19 protein-coding genes and 1 pseudogene are annotated in these 25218 nt (G+C 70.9%); 9 read left to right on the top strand and 11 right to left on the bottom strand.

All coding sequences use genetic code 11. From position 1 onward, the window contains the following. Positions 1–94: 94 nt before the first annotated feature. Entirely contained in the window at positions 95–3616 is a 3522-nt protein-coding gene (gene dnaE / locus AW271_RS00135) for a DNA polymerase III subunit alpha (protein WP_062330095.1), read from the bottom strand. A 95-nt stretch (positions 3617–3711) separates the two neighbouring features. Here dnaE and AW271_RS00130 point away from each other — a divergent pair, with 95 nt between their 5' ends. Then, the gene (locus AW271_RS00130) at positions 3712–5106 is read left to right on the top strand and encodes an amino acid permease (protein WP_062330093.1); all 1395 of its coding nucleotides are present in this window, start codon (positions 3712–3714) and stop codon (positions 5104–5106) included. Here the strand turns inward: AW271_RS00130 and AW271_RS43030 are convergent. Then, positions 5048–5818, bottom strand: coding sequence for a chorismate mutase (locus tag AW271_RS43030; protein ID WP_083975863.1), 771 nt, complete (start codon positions 5816–5818; stop codon positions 5048–5050). The two genes, AW271_RS00130 and AW271_RS43030, sit on opposite strands and share 59 nt — an antisense overlap. An 85-nt stretch (positions 5819–5903) precedes the next feature. On the opposite strand from AW271_RS43030, the gene AW271_RS42760 reads away from it, so the two are divergent. Genes AW271_RS42760 through AW271_RS00095 form a run of 6 tightly spaced genes read left to right on the top strand, consistent with a single transcriptional unit; the run spans position 5904 to position 13286 of the window. After that, the gene (locus AW271_RS42760) at positions 5904–8378 is read left to right on the top strand and encodes a serine/threonine-protein kinase (protein ID WP_062330092.1); all 2475 of its coding nucleotides are present in this window, start codon (positions 5904–5906) and stop codon (positions 8376–8378) included. A 16-nt stretch (positions 8379–8394) separates the two neighbouring features. Next, on the top strand, positions 8395–10068 hold the full coding sequence (locus tag AW271_RS00115; RefSeq protein WP_063817805.1) for a serine/threonine-protein kinase: 1674 nt from the start codon (positions 8395–8397) through the stop codon (positions 10066–10068). Further along, positions 10068–10709, top strand: coding sequence for an AzlC family ABC transporter permease (locus tag AW271_RS00110; protein WP_062330088.1), 642 nt, complete (start codon positions 10068–10070; stop codon positions 10707–10709). Before AW271_RS00115 ends, AW271_RS00110 begins: the two co-directional genes overlap by 1 nt. Beyond that, positions 10706–11005: an AzlD domain-containing protein gene (locus tag AW271_RS00105; RefSeq protein WP_062330086.1), complete on the top strand. Its 300-nt coding sequence runs from the start codon at positions 10706–10708 to the stop codon at positions 11003–11005. The genes AW271_RS00110 and AW271_RS00105 overlap by 4 nt, the downstream gene beginning before the upstream one ends. Before the next feature lie 26 nt (positions 11006–11031). Beyond that, the gene (locus AW271_RS00100) at positions 11032–12402 is read left to right on the top strand and encodes a serine/threonine-protein kinase (RefSeq protein WP_062330085.1); all 1371 of its coding nucleotides are present in this window, start codon (positions 11032–11034) and stop codon (positions 12400–12402) included. Between the two features lie 38 nt (positions 12403–12440). Continuing rightward, positions 12441–13286, top strand: coding sequence for an oxidoreductase (locus tag AW271_RS00095; RefSeq protein WP_062330082.1), 846 nt, complete (start codon positions 12441–12443; stop codon positions 13284–13286). Between the two features lie 2 nt (positions 13287–13288). Here AW271_RS00095 and AW271_RS00090 read toward each other — a convergent pair whose 3' ends face one another. Genes AW271_RS00090 through AW271_RS00080 form a run of 3 tightly spaced genes read right to left on the bottom strand, consistent with a single transcriptional unit; the run spans position 13289 to position 15127 of the window. After that, a complete protein-coding gene (locus AW271_RS00090) occupies positions 13289–14215 on the bottom strand; it encodes an RluA family pseudouridine synthase (protein WP_062330080.1) in 927 nt (308 codons plus the stop codon). After that, entirely contained in the window at positions 14208–14684 is a 477-nt protein-coding gene (gene lspA, locus AW271_RS00085) for a signal peptidase II (RefSeq protein WP_245652871.1), read from the bottom strand. Before lspA ends, AW271_RS00090 begins: the two co-directional genes overlap by 8 nt. Positions 14685–14731: 47 nt before the next feature. Beyond that, the gene (locus tag AW271_RS00080) at positions 14732–15127 is read right to left on the bottom strand and encodes a TraR/DksA family transcriptional regulator (protein WP_062330079.1); all 396 of its coding nucleotides are present in this window, start codon (positions 15125–15127) and stop codon (positions 14732–14734) included. Between the two features lie 483 nt (positions 15128–15610). Here AW271_RS00080 and ileS point away from each other — a divergent pair, with 483 nt between their 5' ends. Both ileS and AW271_RS00070 read left to right on the top strand, forming a co-directional pair. Further along, entirely contained in the window at positions 15611–18742 is a 3132-nt protein-coding gene (ileS, locus tag AW271_RS00075) for an isoleucine--tRNA ligase (protein ID WP_062330077.1), read from the top strand. 68 nt (positions 18743–18810) lie between these two features. Then, positions 18811–20736 carry an immunity 49 family protein gene (locus AW271_RS00070; protein ID WP_063817804.1) on the top strand — a complete coding sequence of 642 codons (1926 nt, stop codon included), beginning with the start codon at positions 18811–18813 and terminating at the stop codon, positions 20734–20736. A gap of 97 nt (positions 20737–20833) precedes the next feature. On the opposite strand, the gene AW271_RS39285 is transcribed toward AW271_RS00070, so the two are convergent. From AW271_RS39285 to AW271_RS40475, 6 genes and pseudogenes are all read right to left on the bottom strand, one after another. Next, entirely contained in the window at positions 20834–22144 is a 1311-nt protein-coding gene (locus AW271_RS39285) for a hypothetical protein (RefSeq protein WP_157553830.1), read from the bottom strand. A gap of 118 nt (positions 22145–22262) precedes the next feature. Further along, positions 22263–23138, bottom strand: coding sequence for a DivIVA domain-containing protein (locus AW271_RS00060; protein WP_062330073.1), 876 nt, complete (start codon positions 23136–23138; stop codon positions 22263–22265). Positions 23139–23187: 49 nt separating this feature from the next. Continuing rightward, positions 23188–23475 carry a YggT family protein gene (locus AW271_RS00055; RefSeq protein WP_030450315.1) on the bottom strand — a complete coding sequence of 96 codons (288 nt, stop codon included), beginning with the start codon at positions 23473–23475 and terminating at the stop codon, positions 23188–23190. Between the two features lie 83 nt (positions 23476–23558). Continuing rightward, entirely contained in the window at positions 23559–24056 is a 498-nt protein-coding gene (locus AW271_RS00050; RefSeq protein WP_062330071.1) for a cell division protein SepF, read from the bottom strand. 108 nt (positions 24057–24164) lie between these two features. Beyond that, complete coding sequence (locus AW271_RS00045; RefSeq protein ID WP_062330068.1) at positions 24165–24878, bottom strand: YggS family pyridoxal phosphate-dependent enzyme; 714 nt, start codon at positions 24876–24878, stop codon at positions 24165–24167. 10 nt (positions 24879–24888) lie between these two features. Beyond that, positions 24889–25218 (bottom strand): annotated as a pseudogene (locus AW271_RS40475) (cell division protein FtsZ); the annotation flags it as partial.

Raw genomic sequence — 25218 nt, 5'->3', positions numbered from 1 at the left:
CACCGGCAGTCGTGACCCGCGCCATGCCACTTCCCCCCGTCGCCGGACAGGGGGAGTCCATGGTCAACCTAACACACCGTAACGCAGGGTAACGCTACGCCCCCAGGCAGGCCGGTCCGAGGAGCTGCTTGAGGTCGCCCATCAGGGCGGGGCTGGGGGTCACCCGCAGGCGGTCGTCGAGGCGCATCACGGTCGTCCGCGGCCCGTTGTGCACCTGGAGGTGCACCTCGGTGGTGCCGGGATGGGTGGTCAGCACCTCTTTCAGCCGGCCGACCACGGGCGGGGTGACCCGGGCCATGGCCAGGCTGACCACGAGCGGGCCGCCCGACTCGACGGTCAGGTCGGGCTGGGTGACCTCCATCGCGATGATCTTGGCGACGTCTTCTCGTTTGTCGATGCGGCCCTTGACGAAGACGATCGCGTCCTCGGCCAGGATCGTCGCGCACAACTGGTAGGCCGACGGGAAGATCATCACCTCGATCGAGCCGCCGAGGTCCTCGAGCTGGGTGAGGACCCAGGTGTCGCCCTTCTTGGTGACCTTGCGCTGCACGCCGCTGAGGATGCCGCCGACCGTGACGATCTGGCCGTCGGGCCGCGAGTCGTCCTGGAGGGCGGTGATCGAGCAGTCGGCGCCGCTCGACAGGATGTGCTCGACGCCGAGGAGCGGGTGGTCGGAGACGTAGAGGCCGAGCATCTCCCGCTCGAACTGCAGGACGGTGTTCTTGTCCCACTCCCCTTCGGGGATGGTGACGTCGAAGGTCTGGTCCTCCCCGCCGTCGACCGCGCCGAACAGCGAGTCCTGCCCGATGGCCTCGTTCTTCTTGATGTCGATGATGGCGTCGACGGCCTGCTCGTGGACCATCACCAGGCCCTTGCGGACGTGGCCCATCGAGTCGTACGCCCCCGCCTTGATCAGCGACTCGATGACCCGCTTGTTGCAGACCTGGGCCGGCACCTTGCGCAGGAAGTCCTTGAAGTCGGTGAAACGGCCCTTCTCCTTGCGGGCGGCGATGATGCCGTCGACGACGTTGCCGCCCACGTTGCGGATGGCCGACAGACCGAAGCGGATGTCGGCGCCGCGCGGGGTGAAGTCGAAGTCGGAGTCGCTGACGTCGGGCGGCAGCACCTTGATGCCCATGTGGCGGCACTCGTTGAGGTAGAGGGCCGACTTGTCCTTGTCGTCCTTGACCGAGGTGAGCAGGGCGGCCATGTACTCGGCGCGGTAGTTGGCCTTCAGGTAGGCCGTCCAGTAGGAGACCAGGCCGTATCCGGCGGTGTGGGCCTTGTTGAAGGCGTAGTCGGAGAAGGGCAGCAGGATGTCCCAGAGGGCCTTGATGGCCTCCTTGGAGAAGCCGTTGTCCTTCATGCCCTTCTCGAAGAACTCGTACTGCTTGTCGAGTTCCGACTTCTTCTTCTTGCCCATCGCGCGGCGGAGCAGGTCGGCGCCGCCGAGCGAGTAACCGGCCACGCGCTGGGCGATGGCCATGACCTGCTCCTGGTAGACGATCAGGCCGTAGGTCGTGGACAGGATGTCGGCCAGGGGCTCCTCGAGCTCCTTGTGGATCGGGGTGATCTCCTGCTGGCCGTTCTTGCGCAGCGCGTAGTTGGTGTGGGAGTTGGCGCCCATCGGGCCGGGACGGTAGAGCGCGAGGGCGGCGGAGATGTCCTCGAAGTTGTCGGGGCGCATCAGCCGCAGGAGGGTGCGCATGCCGCCGCCGTCGAGCTGGAAGATGCCCAGGGTGTCGCCGCGGGCCAGCAGCTCGTAGGTCTTGGCGTCGTCGAGCGGCAGGTCGAGCAGCTCGATCTTGTTGCCGGTGTTGAGCTCGACCATCTTCAGGCAGTCGTCGATGATCGTCAGGTTGCGCAGGCCGAGGAAGTCCATCTTCAGCAGGCCGAGCGTCTCGCAGGTCGGGTAGTCGAACTGCGTGATGATCGCGCCGTCGGAGTCGCGGCGCATGATCGGGATGTAGTCGGTCAGCACCTCCGACGACATGATGACGCCGGCGGCGTGCACGCCGGTCTGCCGGATCAGGCCTTCGAGGCCGCGCCCGAGGTCGATGGTCGACTTGACGTCGACGTCTTCTTCGTAGAGTTTGCGCAGCTCACCGGCTTCGTTGTAGCGCGGGTGGTCGCTGTCGAAGATGCCGGAGAGCGGGATGTCCTTGCCCATCACGGCGGGCGGGAACGCCTTGGAGACCTTGTCGCCGAGCGCGTAGGGGTAGCCCAGGACGCGGCCGGCGTCCTTCACGGCCGCTTTCGCCTTGATCGTGCCGAAGGTGGCGATCATGGCGACCTTGTCGGAGCCCCACTTCTCGGTGACGTACCTGATGACGTCGGCGCGCCGGCGCTCGTCGAAGTCGATGTCGACGTCGGGCATGGAGACGCGCTCGGGGTTGAGGAACCGCTCGAAGTAGAGGCCGAACGGGATCGGGTCGAGGTCGGTGATGCCCAGCGAGTAGGCCACCAGCGAACCGGCCGCCGACCCACGGCCGGGGCCGACCCGGATGCCGTTGTTCTTGGCCCACATGATGAAGTCGGCGACCACGAGGAAGTAGCTCGGGAAGCCCATCTGGACGATGACGCGGAGCTCGTTCTCGACCCACTCGCGGTGTTCTTCGTCGACGCCGCCGGGGAAGCGGCGGTGCATGCCCTTCCAGACCTCCTGGCGGAAGAACTCCTCCTCGGTCATCCCGTCGGGGATGGGGTAGGTCGGCATCAGGTTCTTGTGCTGGAAGAACCCGGTGGGGTCGACCTTCTCGGCGACCAGGAGGGTGTTGCGGCAACCCTCCTGCCACAGGTCGGAGGAGTCGACGGCGCGCATCTCGTCGGCCGACTTGATGTAGTAGCCGCTGCCGTCGAACCGGAACCGGCCGGGGTCGGAGAGCTGCTTGCCGGTCTGCACGCACAGGAGGGCGTCGTGCGACTGGGCGTCGGACTCGTAGGTGTAGTGGGAGTCGTTGGTGACCAGCGGCGGGATGTCGAGCTCTCTGGAGATCCGGGTCAGGCCCTCGCGGACGCGGCGCTCGATGTCGAGGCCGTGGTCCATGATCTCCAGGAAGTAGTTGTCCTTGCCGAAGATGTCCTGAAATTTCGCCGCCGCCTTGACGGCCTCGTCGTACTGGCCGAGGCGGAGCCGGGTCTGCACCTCGCCCGACGGGCAGCCGGTGGTGGCCATCAGGCCGTCGGCGTGCTCGGCCAGGATCTCGGCGTCCATGCGGGCCCACTTGCGGTGGAAACCCTCGGTGTAGGCGCGCGAGGACAACTTCATCAGGTTGTGGAGGCCGGCGCGGTTCTTCGCCCAGATCGTCATGTGGGTGTAGAAGCCACCGGCCGAGACGTCGTCGCTCTTCTGGTGGGGCTCGCCCCACAGGACCGGCTTCTTGTTGAAGCGGGCGTCGGGGGCGATGTAGGCCTCGATGCCGATGATCGGCTTCACGTCGGCGGCGGTGGCCTGCCGGTAGAACTCGAAGGCGCCGTGCATGTTGCCGTGGTCGGTGATCGCGATGGCGGGCATGCCCTGCTCGCCCACCAGTTTGAACATCTGCTTCAGCCGGGCCGCACCGTCGAGCATCGAGTATTCGGTGTGGACGTGCAGATGCACAAACGAATCGCCCATGAGACCCCCATCTTCCGACCGATGGAGGTAGAGCCTACGCGTGATCACCTCCCCGCACGAATACGGTCGCGGAAGAGATCTTCCGGGGGGAATCGGTGGAGAAAACCAATCTCGACGAGGGGTATTCGCACGCCCTCGGCAAGCGCCAGGTGCAGATGATCGCGATCGGCGGCGCCATCGGCGTCGGCCTGTTCCTCGGCTCCGGGGGCCGCTTCGCCGCCGCCGGTCCGGCCCTGGTGATCTCGTACGCCGTCGCCGGCGTCGCCGCCTTCTTCGTCATGCGGGCCCTCGGCGAGCTGGTCAGCTACCGGCCCACCTCCGGCTCCTTCGTCTCCTACGCCACCGAGTTCGTCGGCCCCTGGGCCGGGTTCGCCAGCGGGTGGATGTACTGGGTCAACTGGGCCGCCACGGGCATCGCGGAGCTGACCGCCATCGCGATCTACGTGCACCTGTGGGCGCCCGACTTCCCGCGCTGGCTCACCGCGCTGATCGCGCTGGGGGTCGTGCTGGTGGTGAACCTGGCCTCGGTGAAGGCGTTCGGCGAGCTGGAGTTCTGGTTCGCGCTGCTCAAGGTGGTCGCGATCGTGGCCTTCCTGATCGTCGGGCTCTACCTGGTGATCTTCTCGGTCGAGGGCGCCTCGCCCGCCAACCTGACCTCCCACGGCGGGTTCTTCCCGATGGGGTTCGGGGCGGTGCTGATGAGCCTGCAGGCGGTGGTGTTCGCGTACGCCGCCATCGAGCTCGTCGGCATCGCGGCCGGCGAGACCAAGGACCCCGACAAGGTGCTCCCCAAGGCCGTCAACAGCGTCATCTGGCGCATCGCGATCTTCTACGTCGGTTCGGTGCTGCTGCTCGGCATGGTGCTGCCGTGGACGTCGTACAGCGCGGGAGAGTCGCCCTTCGTGACGGTGTTCACCCAGCTCGGCATCCCCTGGGCGGGCGACGTGATGAACCTGATCGTGATCACGGCGGCGTTGTCGTCGTGCAACTCCGGGCTCTACTCCACCGGGCGGATCCTGCGGTCGATGGGCCAGCGCGGCGAGGCCCCGCGGTTCACCCGGTCGCTGAGCTCCCGGCACGTGCCGGTGGGCGGGATCCTCATGACGGCCTCGGTCTACGTGGTGGGGGTGGCGGTGTACTCGTACATCCCCGAAAGGGCCTTCACCATCGCGGTGGCGATCTCCTCCCTCGGGACGATCACCACCTGGGGCACCCTGATCTACTGCCAGATCAAACTGCGGCAGGCCTGGACGCGCGGCGAGCTGCCCCGGCCCGCGTTCCTGATGCCGGGGTCGCCCTACACGAACTGGCTGACGCTGGCCTTCCTGGCGCTGGTGGTGGTCCTGATGCCCTTCGCCGACGAGGACCAGCGGCTGGCGTTCTACCTGATCCCGGTGCTGGCGGGCGGGATCTGGGGCGGGTGGCGGCTGGTCAACGCGAAGCGGGCGCCGGCCACTCACGTTCAGCAGCGTGTAGTCCCGCCTCAATGACGGCCGCCATGATCGGCCGCAGCCCCGGTTCGCCCAGGCGCGGCGCACGCTGCGCCATCTCGGCGACCACCCTGCGCTCCCGCTCGGGGTCGCGCCCGGCGAACCCCCCGACCGGCTTGAGCCGCTGGATCGCCCCGGCCAGCTCGGCCCGGCGCTCCAGGATGACGGCGAGGGCGGCGTCGGTCCGGTCGATCGCCGCGCGGGCCTGAGGCAGGTCTTCGGGGGCCTCAGGGCGCACCACGGCGCCGATCAGCCGGGCGTCCTCCACGGCGGCGTCGACCACCTCCGGCGGCGCGTCGGGGCCGAGCAGGAGCCCGTCGGCCCCCGCCGCGACGGCGGCGCCGGCGAGCACGGCGTCCGTCCCCAGGTCGACGATCACCGGCCGCCCCGACTCCGCGCGGGCGGCCTTGACGAGCGCCAGGTCGGGCACCGCCTCGCAGAGCACGACCGAGGCGTTCCCCTCGGCCTCGCAGCGGTCGGCGGCGGTCAGCCACTCCATCAGGGGCGCGTCGCGCGGTCGTCTGAGGATCACCGGCAGGGCGAGGCGGGCGGCGGCCCGGACGAGCGTCAGGTCGTCGACGACGACCGCGACGGCGGGACCGGCGAGGGCGTCGAGTTCGACCGACGGCGACAACTCGACGAGCAGCGGACCCCCGAGGACCGCGACCGGCCGCCCTTCTCCGATGGTCAGATCCGCGATCCGTACGGACATGTCGTGAGATTACCAGGGCAGTACTGCTCGCGTTTGATCCCTTTGCCATCCATGGGACGATTCATGGGTTCTGGAAGGGGTGGGGATGACGAACGCGGAAGGCCGACTCGTCGGGGGCCGGTACCACTTGATAGAACCCATCGGCCGGGGCGGCATGGGCATCGTGTGGCGGGCCCATGACGAGCTGCTCGACCGCGCCGTGGCGGTGAAGGAGGTCCGGTACGACAGCGCGATGGGCGACGAGCTGCCCGAGCTGAACCGCCGGACCATGCGGGAGGCGCGCGCCGCCGGGCGGCTGACCCATCCGAATGTGGTCGTCGTCCACGACGTGATCGAGGAGGACGGGCGGCCCTGGATCATCATGCAGCTCGTCGAGTCGCGGTCGCTGGGGCAGGTGATCCGGCAGGACGGGCCGCTCACGCCCAAACGGGCCACCGAGATCGGGCTGCAGATCCTCGACGCGCTCCGGGCGGCCCACGCGCAGGGCGTGTTACACCGTGACGTGAAGCCCGAGAACGTGCTGCTCGCCGACGACGGGCGCGTCGTGCTGACCGACTTCGGCATCGCGCGGGTCGAGACCGACTCGACGATGACGCGTACCGGCCTGGTCGGCACCCCCGCGTTCATCGCGCCCGAGCGGCTGCGCGGCGGCCCGGCGCAGCGCGAGTCCGACCTGTGGTCGCTCGGCGCGACCCTCTACGCCGCCGTCGAGGGCCGCCCGCCCCACGACAAGGGCATGGCCATGGCGACCATGCACGCCGTGCTGACCGAGCCGCCCGACCCCGCCAGGAACGCCGGCGCGCTGCGTCCCGTCCTCGACCGCCTCCTGGAGAAGGACCCGGCGACCCGCCCCGGCTACGACGAGACCGCCCGCCTGCTCCGCCGTGCCGCGACCGAGCAGGCCGCGCCCCGCCCCGTCGACGCCTCGGGCTGGCCGTCGCCGCCCTCCCCGCAGCGCGCCGGGCGGGCCAACGGCGTGCCGAAGCCGTCGGCGACGCCCCCGGAGGCGTTCGAGGCGACCGACCCCGACCTGCCGACGACCCCGACCAAACACCCCAAGAAATCCGCTTCTGGACGCTCTGACGACGCCCCGGCCGCATCCCTGGCCGAGAAGCCGTCCCCGTCGACGGGCGCGGAACCAGGCCCGCAGACCGGAGACGCGATCCCGGCGCAGCGTCCGGCCGAGGCGGCCGAACCCGCCGCCGAACCCGCCGCCGAACCCGACGCGAAGCCCGCGCCCAAGCCGGCCGCGAAGCCGGCCAAGAAGCCGCCGGCCGCCGGTGCACCCGCCGACCGCGGACCGGCGGGGAAGACCCCCGCGGCCCCGGCCAAGGGCCGCCCGGGTGGCGGCGCCGCGGCCGCCGCCGGCAAGGCGGTTCCGGACCAGGCCCCCTCGGCCGAATCGGCGGGCGAGAAGCCCGGCCAGGCTTCCGGGGCCTCCGCCGGCGAGGCCAAGCCGGAGGTCCCCCGGCAGGGCTCCGAGCCCGACCCCGTGCGCGAGTTCGCGCAGGAGGACGGCGCCGAGACCGGCAAGGAACCGGCGGCCGAGCCCAAGCCCGCCCCCAAGCCGGGCAACCGCCGCCCGCCGAGCGCCCCCTACGGCGGCGCCGGGGTGCGGCCGGGCGCGGGGCGTCCCGCCGAGGCGCCGCGGCCGAGCGAGCCCGCACCGGCCCGGCAGTCGAGCGCGGCCCCGGGCGCCTTCCACGCCGAACCGGTCGGCGCGTCGCCGTTCTTCGCCGACGAACCCGGCCACACCCGCTACGGCGAGCAGGTCTCCGTGCCGCTCCCCGACTCCGGCCGCAACGTGTGGAGCACGGTCGACATCCCCGAGCGCAGGAACGGCCTGCTCAAGGTCGCGCTGGTCGCGATCCCGGCGATCCTGGTGGTGGGCGGCGTCGCGTTGTGGCTGGGCATGGAGCAGGCCGGCGAGGGCTCCGGCACCGCCGCGACGATCAAGCCCCCGGCCACCACCGCCGCCGCCGACCCGTCGGGCGACCCGTCCGAGGGCGCGGGGGGCGAGGAGTCCGGCAAGCCGTCCGCCACGCCCTCCGACGACGAGGAGAAGGAGCCCTCTCCCGAGCCCTCCGAATCCCCCTCCAAGGAGGACGACGAGGACAAGGACAAGCTTCCGAAGGGCTGGAAGACCTACAAGGACAAGACCGGCTTCTCCATCGCCCTTCCGCCGGGCTGGAAGTACGACCGCACCGACGCCTCAGGCACCTACTTCCGTGGTCCGCTCAACGGGGCCTACCTGCAGATCGGCCAGACCGGCAACCCCGGTGCCGACGCGCTGAAGGCCTGGCAGGACCAGGAGCCGGTCATGCGCACGTGGAACGGCTACAAGCGGCTGTACATGAAGAAGGTCGACTACTTCCGCGACGCGGCCGACTGGGAGTTCACCTGGGAGCCCGGCGGCAACACCGGCCACATCCTCAATCGGGGATTCGTCGTCGACGACGAACACGGCTACGCGATCCTCTGGAAGACCCGCCACAGCGACTGGGACAAGTACCGCCACTACTTCGACAACTTCGCCAAGTCCTTCGAACCCGACAAGTAGCCCCCGTTATGGGACGATGCCAAACGGTCCGAAGGGGGATGATGTGGAAGGGTCGCGCCGCCTCGCGGGGAGGTACCAGCTCGAGGAGCGGATAGGCCGCGGCGGGATGGGCGTGGTCTGGCGCGCCCACGACGACCTGCTCGACCGCCCGGTGGCGGTCAAGGAGGTCCTCTACACCGCGCTCAGCGACGACGACCGCGCCGAGTTCAACCGCCGCACCATCCGCGAGGCCCGCGCGGCGGGCCGCCTGTCCCACCCGAACGTGATCGTCGTCCACGACGTCATCGAGGAGGACGGCCGTCCCTGGATCGTCATGCAGCTGGTGCGCTCGACCTCGCTGGGCGACGCGCTGCGCCGGCACGGGCCGATCGTGCCCGACCGGGTGGCGGCCATCGGCGCCCAGGTCCTCGACGCGCTGGTGACCGCCCACGCGGCCGGCATCCTCCATCGCGACGTGAAGCCCGAGAACGTGCTGCTGACCCCCGACAACCGGGTGGTGCTCACCGACTTCGGCATCGCGTCGATGACCGAGGACCCGTCGGTGACCCTGACTGGCTCCATCACCGGCACCCCGGCCTTCCTCCCCCCGGAACGCCTGTCGGGCCACCCGGCGACCCCCGAGTCCGACCTGTGGTCGCTGGGCGCGACCCTGTGGGCGGCGGTCGAGGGCCGCTCCCCCTTCGACCGGGGCACGCCGATCGCCAGCATGGCCGCCGTCCTGCACGAGGAGACCCCGGTCTCCCACCGGGCGGGCCCGCTCGGCCCGGTCCTCACGGGGCTGATGTGCAAGGACCCGGCCCGGCGCATGGGCGCCGACGAGGCCATGGACCTGCTCCACCAGGCGGCCTCCGGCACGTGGCACCCCCAGGGCGGCCAGACCAGGAACACCCCGCAACCCGCCGCCCCCGCGCCCCTCCCGGCGGCCTTCACGAGCCCGGGGAGCGCCCCCCAGGGCCCGTTCACCCCCGCTCCGCCGACCTACAGCACGCCGCCCCCGCCGGAGAAGGACCGTGACAAGTTCCTGATCGTCACCCTGGCGACCCTGCTGGTCGCGCTGGTGGGCATCGGGGGCTATTTCGCGTACACGACCCTGACCGCGAACGGCGACCCGGGCGTCGTGGCCGGCGGTCTCGACCCGGTCACCCGGCCGCCCTCCCCCGAACCCACGCCCGAGCCCACGCCGTCGCCCACGCCGTCGCCCACGCCGGAGCCCACGCCTGACGACGCGCCGCCGCTGCCGCAGGGCTGGACCGAATACCACGACGACCGGCTGCGGTTCGCGGTGGCGCTGCCGCCCGGGTGGGCGCCCTACCGGAGCGAGGGGCAGCGGGTCTACTTCCAGGGGCCGGGCATGCAGGGCTACCTGCAGGTCGACCTCACCCCGTGGGAGCGCGACGACCCGCTGGAGGCGCTGGAGGTGGTCGAGCAGGCGTCGACCTCGAAGGGCTACCTGCGCGACTACCGGCGCATCGCGATGAAGCGCACCTCGCTGGTCGTCGGCGGCTTCGACGCCCCGGGGGCCGACTGGGAGTTCCTGCACACCACCTCGACGGGCACCTGGCGCGTCTACGACCGCGCGTTCCGCATCGACAACCAGTGTTACGCCCTCTACTGGCAGGTCCCGGAGGGGTCGTGGGCCAAGGCGGCCCCCTGGTTCCGGACCTTCGCCCGAACGTTCCGGCCGGTCTGATGCCGGCCAGGCAGGACGCGGTCCGCGCCGGTCTCGGCGTCGGGCTCGCGGTGGGGGTGTCGGGGCTGGCGTTCGGCGCGGCGGCGGTGACGGCCGGGTTGTCGGTGGCGCAGGCGTGCGCGCTGAGCCTGTTCGCGTTCACCGGCGCGTCGCAGTTCGCGCTGGCGGGGGTGGTCGCCGGGGGCGGGGCGCTGGTGCCGGGCGTCGCGGGCGCGCTGCTGCTGGGGGCGCGCAACGGCCTGTACGGCCTGCGCCTCGCCGCCCTCCTCCCGGCCAGGTTCCGGGCGTTCACCGCCCACGGCGTCATCGACGAGACCTCGGCCGTCGCCTTCGCCCACCCCGGAGAGGCGCGGGCGGGCTTCTTCGCGACCTTCGCCAGCCTGTACGTCACCTGGAACCTGACGACGTTCCTGGCCGCCGCGGGCGCGTCGGCGGTCGGCGACCCGGCCGTCTTCGGCCTCGACGCGGTCGGACCGGCCACGTTCCTCGCCCTGCTGTGGCCGCGCCTGAAGGAGTCGGCCGAAGACCGGAAGGTGGCGCTGGCCGGGGCGGCCGTCGCGCTGGCCGCCACCCCGTTCCTGCCGCCCGGCGTACCGGTCCTGCTCGCCGCGGCGGGCGCCCTGGTGGTGCTGGTCAGATGAGCCTCTGGTGGGCCGTCATCGCCACCTGCGTCGGCTGCTACCTGCTGAAATACGCCGGTCTCGCGGCCCCGCGCAAGGTGCTCGACCACCCGGCCGTGCGCAGGTTCGCCACGGTCGTCCCGGTGGCGCTGCTGGCCGCGCTGATCGCCGTGCAGTCGTTCGGGCAGGGTTTCGACGGGCCCAGAACGGCGGGTCTGGCCGCCGCCGTGGTGGCCCTGCTGCTGCGCGCCCCGTTCCTGGTGGTGCTTGTCGTCGCGGCTGTAGTTACGGGACTGCTACGAATAACGGGCATGTGATTCCGCTGCCGGGGTAGCCGGGCCGCATGCCCGAGTCTCAGACGTCCGACCGTATCGTCGCCAGCCGTTATCGCCTGCTCGAACCTCTCGGCCGGGGTGGCATGGGCACCGTGTGGCGTGCCCTGGACGAAACCCTGGAACGCGAAGTCGCCGTGAAGGAGCTCAACGCCGACCTGTCCGGCCCCGAGCGCGAGATCTTCACGATCCGGACCCTGCGTGAGGCGCGCGCCGCCGGCAGGGTGGGCCACCCGGCGGTGGCCGCCGTCTACGACGTCTTCGAGGAACGCGGCCATCCGTGGATCGTGATGCAGTACGTGCCGTCCACGACCCTGGGCGCGCTGATCCGCGACGAGGGCCCGATGCGCCCCCACCGGGTCGCGACCATCGGCCTCCAGGTGCTGAGCGCCCTGAAGGCGGCCCACGCGGCGGGCGTGCTGCACCGGGACGTGAAGCCCGACAACGTGCTCATCACCCCCGACGGCCGGGCGGTGCTGACCGACTTCGGCATCGCGGCGATGGAGGACGACAGCCCGGTGACGCGGACGGGCTCGCTCGTCGGCACGCCGGCGTTCATCAGCCCGGAGCGTGCGGCAGGGGGCCGCGCGGTCCGCGCCTCGGACATGTGGTCGCTCGGCGTGACCCTGTTCCTGGCCGTCGAGGGCCGCTCGCCGTTCCACCGGGGCCACGCGATGGCGTCGCTGGCGGCGGTCATGTACGAGCCGTACGGCCAGCTCTACCGCGCCGGCCCCCTCACGCCGGTCCTGCACGGCCTGCTGGAGAAGGACCCGGCCCGCCGCATGACGGCGGTGGAGGCCGAGAGCCACCTCCACAACATCGTCAACGGCATCACGTCGGAGCCGACGGCCCCCTTCGTCCCGGTCCCGCCGCCCCCGCCCGCGCCGTCCGCCACCGTGGCGAGCCCGCGCAGGAAGTGGCCGTTCACCGCGGTCGTCTCGGCCGTCCTGGCGGTGGGGCTGAGCGCCGGCACGATCGCCTACCTGACGGCGGGCGACCCTCCGGTGACCCCGGCCGACACGATCCCGGCGCAGGTCCCCGCGAAGAAGAAGGCCAAGGCCACCCCCGACGCCACCGTCGAGACGACGGCCGGCGAGGAACCGGTGACCCGGCCGACCGAACGCCGCCAGGACGAGCAGCAGCCACCGGAGAAGGCCCAGGCCCCGTCCCCAAAAGCCAGCCCGTCCGGGCGGCCGAGCGAAAAGCCGAGCCCCCCGGACGAGGAGTCCGAGGACGAGGGAACCCCCACCCAGGAGCCCACGCAGGACCCCGCTCCGGACGAGGGCACGCCGGAGGAGAACACCGGGGAGGAAAGCACCGGGGAGGACAACCAAAGCCTGGAAAGCACAGGTCAGCTTGAGGGCCGACTTCCTGACGAATGATCACCCCTAACGGGCCCGCGACCGGGCACGATGCGCACATGAACGACATCACCGGCGGAATCCTCAAACTCACCGACGATCTGGCCCTGACCCGCATGGGCTACGGCGCGATGCGCCTGACCGGCCCGGGGATCTGGGGCCCGCCCAACGACCGGGCGGAGGCGATCCGCGTGTTGCGGACGGTCGCCGACCTGGGCCTGCTCCACATCGACACCAGCGACTACTACGGCCCCCACGTGGTGAACGACCTCATCCGCGAGGCGCTGCACCCCTATCCCGACGGCCTGCGCATCGTCACGAAGGTCGGCGGCCGGCGCGGCCCCGACAAGTCGTGGCACCCCGCCCTGACCGAACCGGAACTGATCGAGGCCGTGTACGACAACCTCAAGCGCCTCGACGTCGAGCGGCTCGACGTGGTCAACCTGCGGATGTTCGACACCGGCGACCCGACCGTCCCCTTCAGCGTGCTGGCCGCCCTCATGGACGAGGGCCTGATCGCCCACCTGGGCGTCAGCAACGTGACCGCCGACCAGCTCCTGGTGTGCCGGGGCATCGCGCCGGTGGTCTGCGTCCAGAACGCCTACAACCTGGTCGACCGGAGCGACGACGCCCTGGTGGACGTCTGCGCCGAACAGGGCCTCGCCTACGTCCCGTTCTTCCCGCTGGGCGGCTTCTCCCCGCTCCAGTCGCAGGTCCTGGACGAGGTGGCCCGCGACCTGGGCGCGACCCCCCAGCAGACGGCGCTGGCGTGGTTGCTGCACCGCTCCCCCACGATCTGCGTCATCCCTGGCACCTCGTCGGTCGCCCACCTGAGGGAGAACGTCGAGGCGGCGGGCCTGCGGCTCACCGGCGACGCGCTGGCGCGCCTCGGCTCACTCGGCTGAGGTCACGACTCGGCGATCACGTCGAGGGCGTGGGCCAGGTCGGCCGGGTAGTCGGCGCTGAAGCTGACCCACTCGCCGGTCGAGGGGTGCTCGAAGCCCAGCATCACCGCGTGCAGCCACTGCCGCGACAGGCCCAGGCGGGCCGAGAGCGTCGGGTCGGCGCCGTACTGCAGGTCGCCCACGCACGGGTGGCGCATGGTCGACATGTGCACCCGGATCTGGTGGGTGCGCCCGGTCTCCAGGCGGATGTCGAGCAGCGAGGCCGACCGGAAGGCCTCCAGGGTGTCGTAGTGGGTCACCGAGTCTTTGCCGCCGGCCACGACGGCCCACCGGCCGTCGCCGGAGGGGTGCCGGTCGATCGGGGCGTCGATGGTGCCGCGCAGCGGGTCCATGTGGCCCTGGACCAGGGCGTGGTAGCGCTTCTCGACGGTGCGTTCCTTGAACGCCCGCTTCAGCAGCGTGTAGGCCCGCTCGCTCTTGGCCACGACCATGCAGCCGGTCGTGTTGGCGTCGAGCCGGTGGACGATGCCCTGCCGCTCGGCCGCGCCGCTGGTGGAGACGCGGTGGCCGGTGCCCAGCAGGCCGCCGATGACCGTCGGGCCGGTCCAGCCCACGGAGGGGTGGGCCGCCACGCCGATGGGCTTGTTCACGACGACGACGTCGTCGTCCTCGTACAGGATCGTCATGCCGGGAACCGGCTCGGCCACCGGCATGGGCGCGGCGGCGGGGGGCGGGATGGTGACGTCGAGCCACGATCCGGCCGAGACCCGGTCGGACTTGCCGGCGGGCGAGCCGTCGACGAGCACGTCGCCGCCCACGATGAGCTCGGCGGCGCGGGTGCGGGAGAAGCCGAAGAGACGAGCGAGAGCGGCGTCGAGCCGCTCTCCCTCCAGCCCGTCGGGGACGGGCAGCGACCGCTGGTCAGGCATCCTTGACCGCCCCCTCGCGGGTGCCGTCGATCTGGTAGCCGCGCCAGGCCAGGAACACGGCCAGGATCCCGCCGCAGACGATCGCCGAGTCGGCGACGTTGAAGATCGGGAAGTTGGTCGCGGGAAACACCTGGACGAAGTCGACCACGTGGCCCTGGAACGGGGCCGGCGACCGGAAGATCCGGTCGGTCAGGTTCCCGAGGGCGCCTCCGAGCAGGAGGCCGAGGTCGATCGCCCACGGCAGCGAACGCAGCTGCCGCGCGGTGCGGATGATCGCGCCGATCACCACCGCGGCGATGATCGTGAAGACGATCGTCATGCCGGTCCCGATGGAGAACGCCGCCCCCGGGTTCCGGATGACGTTGAAGACCAGCACGTCGGGGATGAGCACCGTCGGCAGCCGGTCTTCGAGGTATTCGACCACGAGGAACTTGGTGATCAGGTCGAACACGTAGATGAGAACGGCCACGGCGGCGAGGAGCTTGATCCGCCGCGCCCGCGTCGCATCGTCCTGCGTCAGCGGCGTTCCTCCCGCTGCTTGCACGCCACGCACAGCGTCGCCCTCGGGAACGCCTGCAGACGTTCCTTCCCGATCGGCCGTTGGCACGATTCGCACACCCCATATGTTCCCGCGTCGATGCGGGCGATCGCCCGCTCGTTCTGCGCGAGCAGGTCGCGCGCATTCAGGGTAAGGGCGATCTCACGTTCGCGCTCATAGGTCTTGGCTCCGGCGTCGGCCGGGTCGTCGCCGGCGCCCTCGGAGGAGTTGCCGAGAGCGAGGGACGCCTCGGCCCGGGCGATGTCGACCTGCAGCTCCTCGATCTCGGTCAGCAACCGGTCGCGGACGGCCGCGAGTTCCTCGGCGGACCAGACGTCCTCAGTGACGGCGGTCTTGGCCGCACGCGTGGCCATAGGGCCTCCCAAATGCAGTGATGGTGCAAGTCCGGGCATCGTAGGTATGTGAGAACAAGATCGGCAATCGACGCGCCGACGCTTTTACGCCATCCGTACCGGACGGCTCGCTCCTCCCCGTTTGCCGCATACCTCCGCGCCGAGATGTGGATTCAACACCGACGCCTCGCCGCGTGTTCCGCGCTCCCTACCCCGATATCGGGAAGCCAGCACCCGACCGCTGCGTTATCTTTGGGAATTGCACGGCATTGATGGGGACGAGTACGCACGCCCCCCTCGCACGAGCGACCCGGGGACGGTGGAAGCCCGGGGCGAGGCGCGTGAAGAAGATCACCCCGGAGCCGCCGGAAGAACGGCGTCACGCCTATTAGAACCGGCCAACAAAGAGTGGGTTCCCCTGACGGGGGCCAAGGAGGGTGGTACCGCGGGGCCTCTCAAGGGTCTCGTCCCTCCGCGCCATTGTCCGATGAGCGTGGAGGATCAGTGTCCAGCCACCAGTTCCACCCCCTGCCCGCGCAGGTCGACCTGCCGCGCCTCGAACACGAGGTGCTGGCGCGCTGGCGCGACGGCAAGGTCTTCGAACGTTCTCTCGAACAGAACGCCACGGGCCCGTCCTGGGTCTTCTATGAGGGCCCCCCGACGGCCAACGGCATGCCCGGCGTCCACCACGTCGAGGCGCGCGTCTTCAAGGACGTCTTCCCCCGCTACAAGTCGATGAACGGCTACCACGTGCCGCGCAAGGCGGGCTGGGACTGTCACGGCCTGCCCGTCGAGGTGGCCGTCGAGAAGGAGCTGGGCCTGTCGGGCAAGCCCCAGATCGAGGCCTACGGCATCGCCGAGTTCAACGCCCGCTGCCACGAGTCCGTCCTGCGGCACGTCGACGCGTTCGAGGAGATGACCGAGCGGATGGGCTACTGGGTCGACATGTCCCAGGCCTACCGCACGATGGACCCGGCCTACGTCGAGGCCGTCTGGTGGTCGCTCAAGGTCGTCTTCGACAAGGGCCTGCTGTTCCGCGACTTCCGCATCACGCCCTACTGCCCGCGCTGCGGCACCGGCCTGTCCGACCACGAGCTCGGCCAGCCCGGCGGCTACGAGACCGTGTCCAGTCCGTCGGTGTACGTCCGCATGCCGGTCACCTCGGGCCGCTTCGAGGGCGTCGACCTGCTCATCTGGACGACCACCCCGTGGACCCTCGTGTCGAACACCGCCGTGGCGGTGCACCCCGAGGTCACCTACGTGGTCGCCGAGAAGGACGGCGAGAAGCCGGTCATCGTGGCCGAGCCGCTCGTCGGCGCGGCGCTCGGCGAGGGCTGGACGGTCCGCGAGTCGTTCCTCGGCACGGAGCTGGAGCACACCCCCTACCAGCGCCCCTTCGACCTGGTCGACATCCCCGGCGCCCACTTCGTCGTGCTCGGCGACTACGTCACCGTCGAAGACGGCTCGGGCCTGGTCCACCAGGCGCCCGCCTTCGGCGCCGACGACATGACGGTCTGCAAGCGGTACGGCCTGCCCGTCGTCAACCCGATCGGCCCCGACGGCCGGTTCCTGTCCGACGTCCCGCAGGTCGGCGGCCAGTTCTTCAAGGACGCCGACGAGGGCCTCACCCAGGACCTCCGCGACCGCGGCCTGCTGTTCCGCGGTTCGCACTTCGAGCACAGCTACCCGCACTGCTGGCGCTGCCACACGCCGCTGCTCTACTACGCGCTCCCGTCGTGGTACATCCGCACCACCTCGGTGAAGGAGCGGCTGCTCGCCGAGAACGAGGGCACCAACTGGTTCCCCGACACGATCAAGAACGGCCGCTACGGCGAGTGGCTCCGCAACAACGTCGACTGGGCGCTCTCCCGGTCGCGTTACTGGGGCACCCCGCTGCCGCTGTGGATCTGCGACGAGGACCACGTGACCTGCGTGGGCTCGCTGAAGGAACTGGGCGAGAAGGCCGGCCAGGACCTGTCGGCGCTCGACCCGCACCGTCCCTACGTCGACGACGTGGTGTTCCCCTGCGGCGACTGCGGCGGCGAGGCCCGGCGCGTGCCCGACGTGATCGACGTCTGGTACGACTCGGGCGCCATGCCCTTCGCGCAGTGGGGCGCCCCCCACGTCAACAAGGAGGTCTTCGAGGCCGCCTACCCGGGCCAGTTCATCTGCGAGGCCATCGACCAGACGCGCGGCTGGTTCTACTCGATGATGACCGTCGGGACCCTGGTCTTCGACAAGTCGTCGTACGAGAACGTGCTCTGCCTCGGCCTCATCCTGGCCGAGGACGGCCGCAAGATGAGCAAGCACCTGGGCAACGTGCTGCGCCCGATGCCCCTGATGGAGCAGCACGGCGCCGACGCGCTGCGCTGGTACATGGGCGTCAACGGCTCCCCGTGGTCGCCGCGCCGCATCGGGCACGCGGCGCTGGAGGAGATCGTCCGGAAGGTCCTGCTGACCTACTGGAACACGGCGAGCTTCTTCACCCTGTACGCCAACGCCTCGTCGTGGACGCCCGGCGCGCCGGTCACCGACCGCCCGCTGATCGACCGCTGGGCGCTGGCCGAGCTCAACCGCACGGTCGCCGAGGTGACCGCCGCCCTCGACGTCTTCGACACCTCCCGCGCGGGCCGCCGCCTGACGGAGTTCCTCGACGACCTGTCCAACTGGTACGTCCGCCGTTCCCGCCGCCGCTTCTGGAAGGGCGAGGAGTCGGCGTTCGCCACCCTGTACGAGTGCCTGGAGACGGTCACCCGCCTGATGGCGCCGCTGGTCCCGTTCACCACCGACTACGTGTGGGACGCCCTGCGCACCCCCGACGCCCCCGCGTCGGTCCACCTGGCGACGTGGCCGAAGGTCGACGCCTCCTCCCTCGACCCGGCCCTGACCGAGCAGATGGCGCTGGTCCGCCGCCTGGTCGAGCTGGGCCGCTCGGCGCGCGCGTCGTCGTCGGTCAAGACCCGCCAGCCGCTCGGCCGTGCCCTCGTGGGCGCGCCCGGCTGGTCGGCCCTGTCGGCCGAGCTGCGCGAGCTCATCGCCGACGAGCTGAACGTCCAGGCGCTGGAAGACCTGTCGGGCTTCTCGGCCGACCTGGTCACCTTCACCGTCAAGCCCAACTTCCGCGCCCTCGGCAAGCGGTTCGGCAGCCAGACCAAGCTGGTCGCCGCGGCCGTCTCCGCGGCCGACCCGGGCGCCCTGGCCCGCGCGGTCAGGACCGGCGGCTCGGCCACCCTGGAGGCGGGCGAACTCGGCGAGGTGACCCTGGCCGGCGACGAGCTCATCATCACCGAGCAGCCCAAGTCGGGCTGGGCGGTCGAGACGGGCGCCGTCGACACCGGCACCGGCGAGACCATCGCCCTCGACCTGGCCATGACCGACGAACTGCGCCGGGCGGGCCTGGTCCGCGAGGTCATCCGCCTGGTCCAGGACGCCCGCAAGTCGACCGGCCTGTCGATCACCGACCGCATCGACCTGTGGTGGTCGGCCGACGGCGACCTCGCGACCGCGCTCAGAGAGGGCGGCGGCCTGGTGGCGGAGGAAGTGCTGGCCACGTCCTTCACCGAAGGCTCCGACGCCGGCCTCCACCGCCACGAAGACCCGGACCTGGGCCTGGTCTTCCAGCTCCGCAAGGCCTGACGAACAACGGGAAGCCCGGCGGGACCTGGTTCCGCCGGGCTTCCGCGTCCCTGGAGGGGAGATCGAGCATGGAACGCCACCGCGTGTCCGAGACCGCCGTGGAGACGGCCCGCAGGGATTTCGCGGCCCGGATCGGCGCACAGGTCCGCTCCCTGTCGAAGGCGGGGCCGATGGGCACCCGGGAGTGGTGGCTGCTCGCCGAGGAGTTCCTCGACTACCTGGGCGCGCTCTCGCTGGAGACCCCCGGCCTCGGCACCCCCGAAACCAGGGCGGTCCTGGCAGACGCGGCAGCGGCGGCGGTCGGCGCGGTCGAACACGCCGCCTACCACCCGCACGACCGCTTCCAGGTCACCCTGGCGTATGTGGGCTTCGGGATGGACTACGAACCGGGCTCCGCAGGCGCCCCGGAGCCGGTGACCACAGAGCAGTGGCTCGACGCCTTCTCCCTGGCGATCCTGTCCGGCCGGGCCGAGCAGCACGGGGAAGCCTTCGACCTGGCCCGCCGCCCACTCCGGCAGGGAGCCGACCTCATCGACGGCCTCCTGGCCGGCGTCTACGGGTTGACCGAGGCCGAAGCCCACCACCCGCCATCCGACCAGCATCGGCCCTCCACACCTGCCGCATCCGGCGACACCGCCTCCGAAGACAAGGGCACCACACCCGGAAGCGATACGCCCAAAAGCGACATGGCAGGAACCGAAACGCCTCTGAGCAGAACAGCCAAAGCCGACACACCCGAAGGCCACAGGCCCGGAGCCGACACGCCCAGGACCTACGCAGCTGGAACTGACACAGCCAAAAGCGACACAGCCGAGACCGGTTCAATCGGCCACGACGTCTCCAGCCTCTGGGCAAGTGGACGTGGCGGGCCAGACAGGCCAGGCGGCGACGGCTTCCTCGATCAGCCGTTGAGCATCGCGCTTCACGCCCTACGCGCCTTGGCCGACCGCGATCAAGAGGCGTTCAGCGCTGATCTGATCAGGCTGCTGCGCCACTGGGCCGCCCTTCCCGGCCCGGGCGCCCCACCCCGCAGCCTGCTCCCCCTGCTGCCGCTGGCCCTGGCCGCCCTCGCCCACCGCCGTGAGGGCTGGCGGCCACCGATCGAGACGGCTTACCTCCCCCGCTCCCTGGTCACCGGGTTCGCGTCGGCAGGGCCCCGGGTCCTGGCCCACGGCCGGGGCAGGCGTCCGGAAACGATCGAGTGGCCCGTGGTGTTCGAACGGCCCGACCATCCCCAGCGTCTCCACCCGGAGAGCGAGGCCCTCCTGGAGAAGTACACCAGGGAGGCCATCACCCCGGAGGCCGGAGAGCCGCTGGACGCCCGAGACCTGATCAGGGTCCTCAACTACCAGGAGATGCTCTTCCAGGCCCGCGCCTCGTTGTCCGCCGACGTCTCGGACCGGCAGCTGGAGAACCTGCGCCTGGCCTCCCAGCTGGGCGCCGCGATCTTCCGCACCGTGCTCGCCGCCCCCGGCGAAGAGGTCGGCGTGACGATCGGCGGCCGCACCCTCACCGCCTCCGCACACCCGGGCGACGACCTCGGCCCCGGCCACTGGCAGACCGCCGTGAACTTCGCCCTGATCACGGGCGCCCGCGAAGACCTGGCCCCGATCGTCCAGGCCGGATCCGCCGTCCTCACGAAACCGGGCACCTACTCGCGCGCCCTCCACGACTACCTCCGCGGCGCCGACCCGCAACCGGTAGAGGCCGCGTCCCAGGGTTTCCTCTCCCCGCCGGCCGTCCTGTTCTCCCAACTGGTCGGCGGCGACGAGGAGAGCTTCAACCTGGCCCTGCTCGACGCACTGGAAGCGCACCGCGACCACTACTCGGTCGCCGACCGCGCCGACGACGCCTCCGCCGCGATCAACCTCGACATCCTGGCTTTGGCCTGTCACGCGAGCCGCCGAGGCCACCGCATCAGGGTCGTCACCCCCTACCTGCCACCCCGCCTGCTCCAGGGGCCGCCGGAAATTGACTGCTCCCGCGACGACTAACCCCCGCATCGCCGGGCAGACGCTTGCGCGGGGTGCTACATGGGGACGAAGAAAGGCCCGGTGGATCGAATCCACCGGGCCTTCTTCCTGTGCAGTCTCAGGCCTTGTCGCAGACCGTGCAGGGCGTCAGGCCCGCCTCTTCGGCGGCCGGCTTGGACATGGTCTCGATGCCGTCTTCCTCGCCCTTGATCAGCGGGCAGTCGGGCGTGTGGTAGCGCCGGGTGCCCTCCATGACCTTCACCATGGGCGGCGGCAGCTTGCGCTCGACGGTGTCGCCGTCGCGGTCTTCGGTGACGACCTCTTCCTCGTCGTCCGCCTCGGCCTCGGCGGGGGCCGAGGGCCGGGAGAAGGCGTTCCACGACGACGAGGCCTCGGGGATCTCGATCGACGGCTTGACGGGCTCGGCGTCGGCCTCGGCGGGCGCCCGCTCCTTGAGCGAGGGCTTCTTGGGCTTCGACGCGGCGGCCTCGGTCGTGGCTTCCGACGTGTCCGCGCCGGGCTTCACAACCTCGGGCTCGGCTTCCGGCTCGACGGTCTCGGGCTCGACGGCCTCAGGCTTGGGCTTGGCGGTCTCGAACGACGGAACCGGGCTCTCGGCCTCGGGTTCCTTCTCGGTCTTCGCCTTGGCGTAGGGGTTGACCCTGGCCGGCGTCTCTTTCCTGGCCGAGGGCTCCGCGGGGCGGACCGGCTCGGGCCAGCCACTCGGCGCGGCGGGGCGGGACGTCTCGGGCCGGTCGGACGGGACCGGCTCCGGCCATCCGGCCGACGGCGGTTCGGCGCGGAAGACGGCGGTGGGCTCCGACGGCTCCAGAGAAGGGGCCACGGGCGGGGCCGCAGGGGGGACGACGGGAGGGGTGGAGGCGGCCGGAGGCACCGAACCGGCGCGCCCGGGGGTGTCGGCCGGCTCCACCCTCGCTTCCTGGACCGTGGTGGCCCAGGTGTCGTCTGCGGCTGCGTCGACGACGCAGGTCGTACAGGGCGAGAAGCCCTCTTCCCTGGCCTCCTCGACCGTCAGTTCCTCGGTCTCGCGGCCGACGAGCTGCCGGCAGCCGGACCGGTGGAACCTCTTACGGCCGGGGATCACCAGGACGATCGAGTCGGGCCCCAGCCCGGGGACGGGCACCGGGGCGGTCACGGTCGGGTTGGGCGGATAGGCAGGGGAAGCCGTCGGCGGCACCGGCGGCGCGGTCGGCATGGCCGTGGGCGCACCGTAGACCGGCATCCCGGCGTGGGCCATCTGCGGCGCCATGTGGGGCGCCATCTGCGTCGCCACGGCGGCCTGATGGGCCTCGACGGCGGCCCGGCCTCCGGCGGGGAACAGCTCGTGACGCCTCAGCAGCGCCCCGATCAGCAGGCAGACCGCGCTCAGCACACTGATCACGATCGACCACATCACGAGGAATGCCATCCCGAGTACGACACCGGCGATCAGCAGAACGATCGCCGCGAGAACAAGGGCGGCACTGACAAGGATCACGGGGGGCGGCCTTCCGAACTACCTGTACGCGTGCGAGAAGCGGAAAACCCTACCGGCGCTCGCCGTGAGAGCCGTCGGGGGCCGGGAACCCTCCGGTGTGCTGCTCGGTGGCGAACGGGTTGGGGACGGCCTGGATCTGCGGACCGGGGGCGACGGCGTGGGCCATCTGCGGCTGGCCGGGCTGGCCCTGCTGGATGGCGGGGTTGCCGACGATCGGGAAACCGCCACTGCCCTCGGCCTGGACGTTCAGCTCGGCGAGCTGGTTCTCCAGGTAGAGCTTCAGACGGCTGCGGTACTCGCGCTCGAAGCTGCGCAGCTCGTCGACCTTGCGCTCGAGCTCGTCGCGGGTCTGCACCAGCGAGCCCATCGCCTGGCGGTGACGCTCCTGAGCGTCACGCTCCAAAGTCTCGGCGCGCGCACGCGCGTCGCCGATGACCTGCTCGGCCTGCCGGCGGGCCTTGCCGAGAACCTCGTCGGCCTCGCGGCGGGCGCGGGTCACGGTCTCGTCGGCCTCGCGGCGGGCGTCGGCGATCGCCTGGTCGGCGGTCTGCTGGGCCAGCGCGAGCACGCGGGCCGCGGTGTCCATGTTGTCTTCGGCCGGGGGCAGCCCCATGCCGACGGGGACGGGCTCAGGGCGCACCGGCTGCGGCGGAGCCATGGGCTCCGGCTGCTGAAGGGGAGCCTGGGGGGTCTCGGCGACGGGAGCGGGGGCCATCTGCATGCCGCCCATGGCCATGCCGCCGGGAACCTTGCCCCGGAGACACTCGGCCAGCTTGGCGCGCAGCTCCTCGTTCTCCTGGATGAGGCGGTCGAGTTCTGCCTCGACCTCGTCGAGGAAGGCGTCCACCTCCTCCTCGTCGTAGCCCGGTCGCAACCGGGTGGTACTGAACTGCTTGTTCCGCACGTCGGCGGGCGTCAGCGGCATTTGGGTCTCCTTGGCGCGCTTGGAGTCTGTCCGGAGGGACGGTACCCGATCAACGAAGCGCGGACACGACTTGGATCAAGACCAAGACCACAATGAACAGCACTGTGAAGCTTAGGTCAAAGGCCACCGTACCCAACCTGAGGGGAGGAATGAAACGGCGGAGAAACTTGAGAGGTGGGTCGGTGGCGGTGTATGTGGCCTCCGCCAGGACCAGCACCGGGCCCCTGGGCCGCCAGGATCTGGCGAACGCCTGGACCGTCTCGAAGATCATCCGTCCGATCAGCAGAACCAGGTAGAGGGCCAGGACAGCGACCAAGATCTCACTAACGATCCCCACGGCCGAGCCTCGCCTCCGTCCAGGTCCGCATCCTCCGGGCGTTCGGGCCGCCGGGGTGCCGCTCACTGTTCATACACGGAACTCTAGCTCTGGTTGAAGAAGCCGCGTTCCGCGATCCGTGCCTTGTCCTCAGCCGTCACCTCGACATTGGCCGGGGACAACAGGAACACCTTGTTGGTAACACGTTCAATGCTGCCGTGTAGGCCAAAAATCAGACCTGCCGCAAAATCGACGAGCCGTTTCGCGTCACTGTCAACCATCTCGGTCAGATTCATGATGACCGGGGTGCCCTCGCGGAAGTGCTCGCCGATGGTGCGCGCCTCGTTGTAGGTACGGGGATGGAGCGTGGTAATCCGCGCCAGATCGGTCGTGCGCCGCTCGATCACGGCCGCGGAGGGACGCGGCGCCGGGACGACCGAGTCGTCGCCCCCGTCACGGCCCTGAGTGCCCTGCGGGTTGAAGTCGCCAGGGATGTCGTAGTCGTCGCCGAACTCGTCGGCGTACTCGCGGTATCGGTCGTAACGGTCGTCGTCCTCCACGAGACCGAGGTAGACCGCCATCTTGCGCATCGCGCCGGCCATCGCTCCGTCGTCCTCCGTCTACCGTGCCCATGGCTGAAGGTCCGTGGCGGATCACGTGCCCCCGCGCCGGCGAACCGCTGATCGTACCTACTTGTTACTCGGGGGACATTACCTGACGAAGGGCTTCCGGCGGCCGAGCAACGCCGTACCGACTCGCAGGTGTGTCGCGCCGTTGGCTATCGCTTGGGGCAGATCGCCGCTCATGCCCGCCGAGATGACGTTCGCGTGCTGATGATCTTTTTGTACGGCTTGCGCCACCCCGTGCAACCGCGCGAACGCGGGCGCCGGGTCCTCCCCCAGCGGCGCCACCCCCATGACGCCCCGCAGTGAGAGCCCGGGAAGCGCGGCCAGCGCGTCGGCGAGAGGCGGGACGTCGGCGGGCAGCGCGCCCCCGCGGCCGGCGAGGCCGTCGAGGGACACCTGGATGAGACAGCCGATCTCGCGCCCGGCGCGGACGGCCTCGCGGGACAGCGCCTCGGCGAGGCGGAGCCGGTCGACGCCGTGGACCAGGTCGGCGTAGGCGACCACGGACCGGGCCTTGTTGGTCTGCAACTGACCGATGAAGTGCCAGGTCAGCGCCAGATCGGCGCATTCGGCGGCCTTGGCGGCGGCCTCCTGGTCGCGGTTCTCCCCGACGTCGGCGACGCCGAGCCCGGCCAGCAGGCGGACGTCGGAGGCGGGGTAGGTCTTGGTCACCGCGATGAGCGTGATCTCGGAGCGGGACCGGCCGGCGGCGGCGCACGCGTCGGTGATGCGGCGTTCGACCTCGGCCAGCCCCGCCGCGATCTCCTCACCCCGGGGGGAGGGTGCGGCGTGGGTCATGGATGAGCGGTTACTTCAGGAAGTCGGGCACGTCGAGTTCGTCTTCCTGCTCTTCGAAGACGACCGGGCGGCGCGGCACCGGCTGGGTGACCTTGGAGGTGATCGGGGTCGGCGGCTCGGTCGGGCGCGGGATCGCGAACGGGCCGGTGCCCGACGCGCTCTGCTGCTCGGGCCGGGTGTCGGCGCTCTCGCGGGCGCCGAACGCGCCGGTCGACACGCTGGCCTCCCGCTCGGCCGCGGCCGGGGCGGGCTGCGCCGCCGGGGTGGCCGGCGTGGCCGGGGCCGGGTTGGCCGGCGCCGACGACACGGGCCTGACCGGCTGGGCGGGCTGCGCCGGGGC

This window comes from Herbidospora sakaeratensis, assembly GCF_001570525.1.
GTDB lineage: Bacteria > Actinomycetota > Actinomycetes > Streptosporangiales > Streptosporangiaceae > Herbidospora > Herbidospora sakaeratensis.
The sequence above is the reverse complement of the archived record's forward strand: the minus strand, read 5'-3'. Positions and strand labels throughout refer to the sequence as shown.

What these genes read in the sequence shown, in the direction of transcription:
- dnaE (WP_062330095.1), bottom strand. Translation starts at nt 3,616, where the DNA reads ATGGGCGATTCGTTTGTGCATCTGCACGTCCACACCGAATACTCGATG.
- AW271_RS43030 (WP_083975863.1), bottom strand. Translation starts at nt 5,818, where the DNA reads ATGTCCGTACGGATCGCGGATCTGACCATCGGAGAAGGGCGGCCGGTC.
- AW271_RS42760 (WP_062330092.1), top strand. Translation starts at nt 5,904, where the DNA reads ATGACGAACGCGGAAGGCCGACTCGTCGGGGGCCGGTACCACTTGATA.
- AW271_RS00115 (WP_063817805.1), top strand. Translation starts at nt 8,395, where the DNA reads ATGCCAAACGGTCCGAAGGGGGATGATGTGGAAGGGTCGCGCCGCCTC.
- AW271_RS00110 (WP_062330088.1), top strand. Translation starts at nt 10,068, where the DNA reads ATGCCGGCCAGGCAGGACGCGGTCCGCGCCGGTCTCGGCGTCGGGCTC.
- AW271_RS00105 (WP_062330086.1), top strand. Translation starts at nt 10,706, where the DNA reads ATGAGCCTCTGGTGGGCCGTCATCGCCACCTGCGTCGGCTGCTACCTG.
- AW271_RS00100 (WP_062330085.1), top strand. Translation starts at nt 11,032, where the DNA reads ATGCCCGAGTCTCAGACGTCCGACCGTATCGTCGCCAGCCGTTATCGC.
- AW271_RS00095 (WP_062330082.1), top strand. Translation starts at nt 12,441, where the DNA reads ATGAACGACATCACCGGCGGAATCCTCAAACTCACCGACGATCTGGCC.
- AW271_RS00090 (WP_062330080.1), bottom strand. Translation starts at nt 14,215, where the DNA reads ATGCCTGACCAGCGGTCGCTGCCCGTCCCCGACGGGCTGGAGGGAGAG.
- AW271_RS00080 (WP_062330079.1), bottom strand. Translation starts at nt 15,127, where the DNA reads ATGGCCACGCGTGCGGCCAAGACCGCCGTCACTGAGGACGTCTGGTCC.
- AW271_RS00070 (WP_063817804.1), top strand. Translation starts at nt 18,811, where the DNA reads ATGGAACGCCACCGCGTGTCCGAGACCGCCGTGGAGACGGCCCGCAGG.
- AW271_RS39285 (WP_157553830.1), bottom strand. Translation starts at nt 22,144, where the DNA reads ATGGCATTCCTCGTGATGTGGTCGATCGTGATCAGTGTGCTGAGCGCG.
- AW271_RS00060 (WP_062330073.1), bottom strand. Translation starts at nt 23,138, where the DNA reads ATGCCGCTGACGCCCGCCGACGTGCGGAACAAGCAGTTCAGTACCACC.
- AW271_RS00050 (WP_062330071.1), bottom strand. Translation starts at nt 24,056, where the DNA reads ATGGCCGGCGCGATGCGCAAGATGGCGGTCTACCTCGGTCTCGTGGAG.
- AW271_RS00045 (WP_062330068.1), bottom strand. Translation starts at nt 24,878, where the DNA reads ATGACCCACGCCGCACCCTCCCCCCGGGGTGAGGAGATCGCGGCGGGG.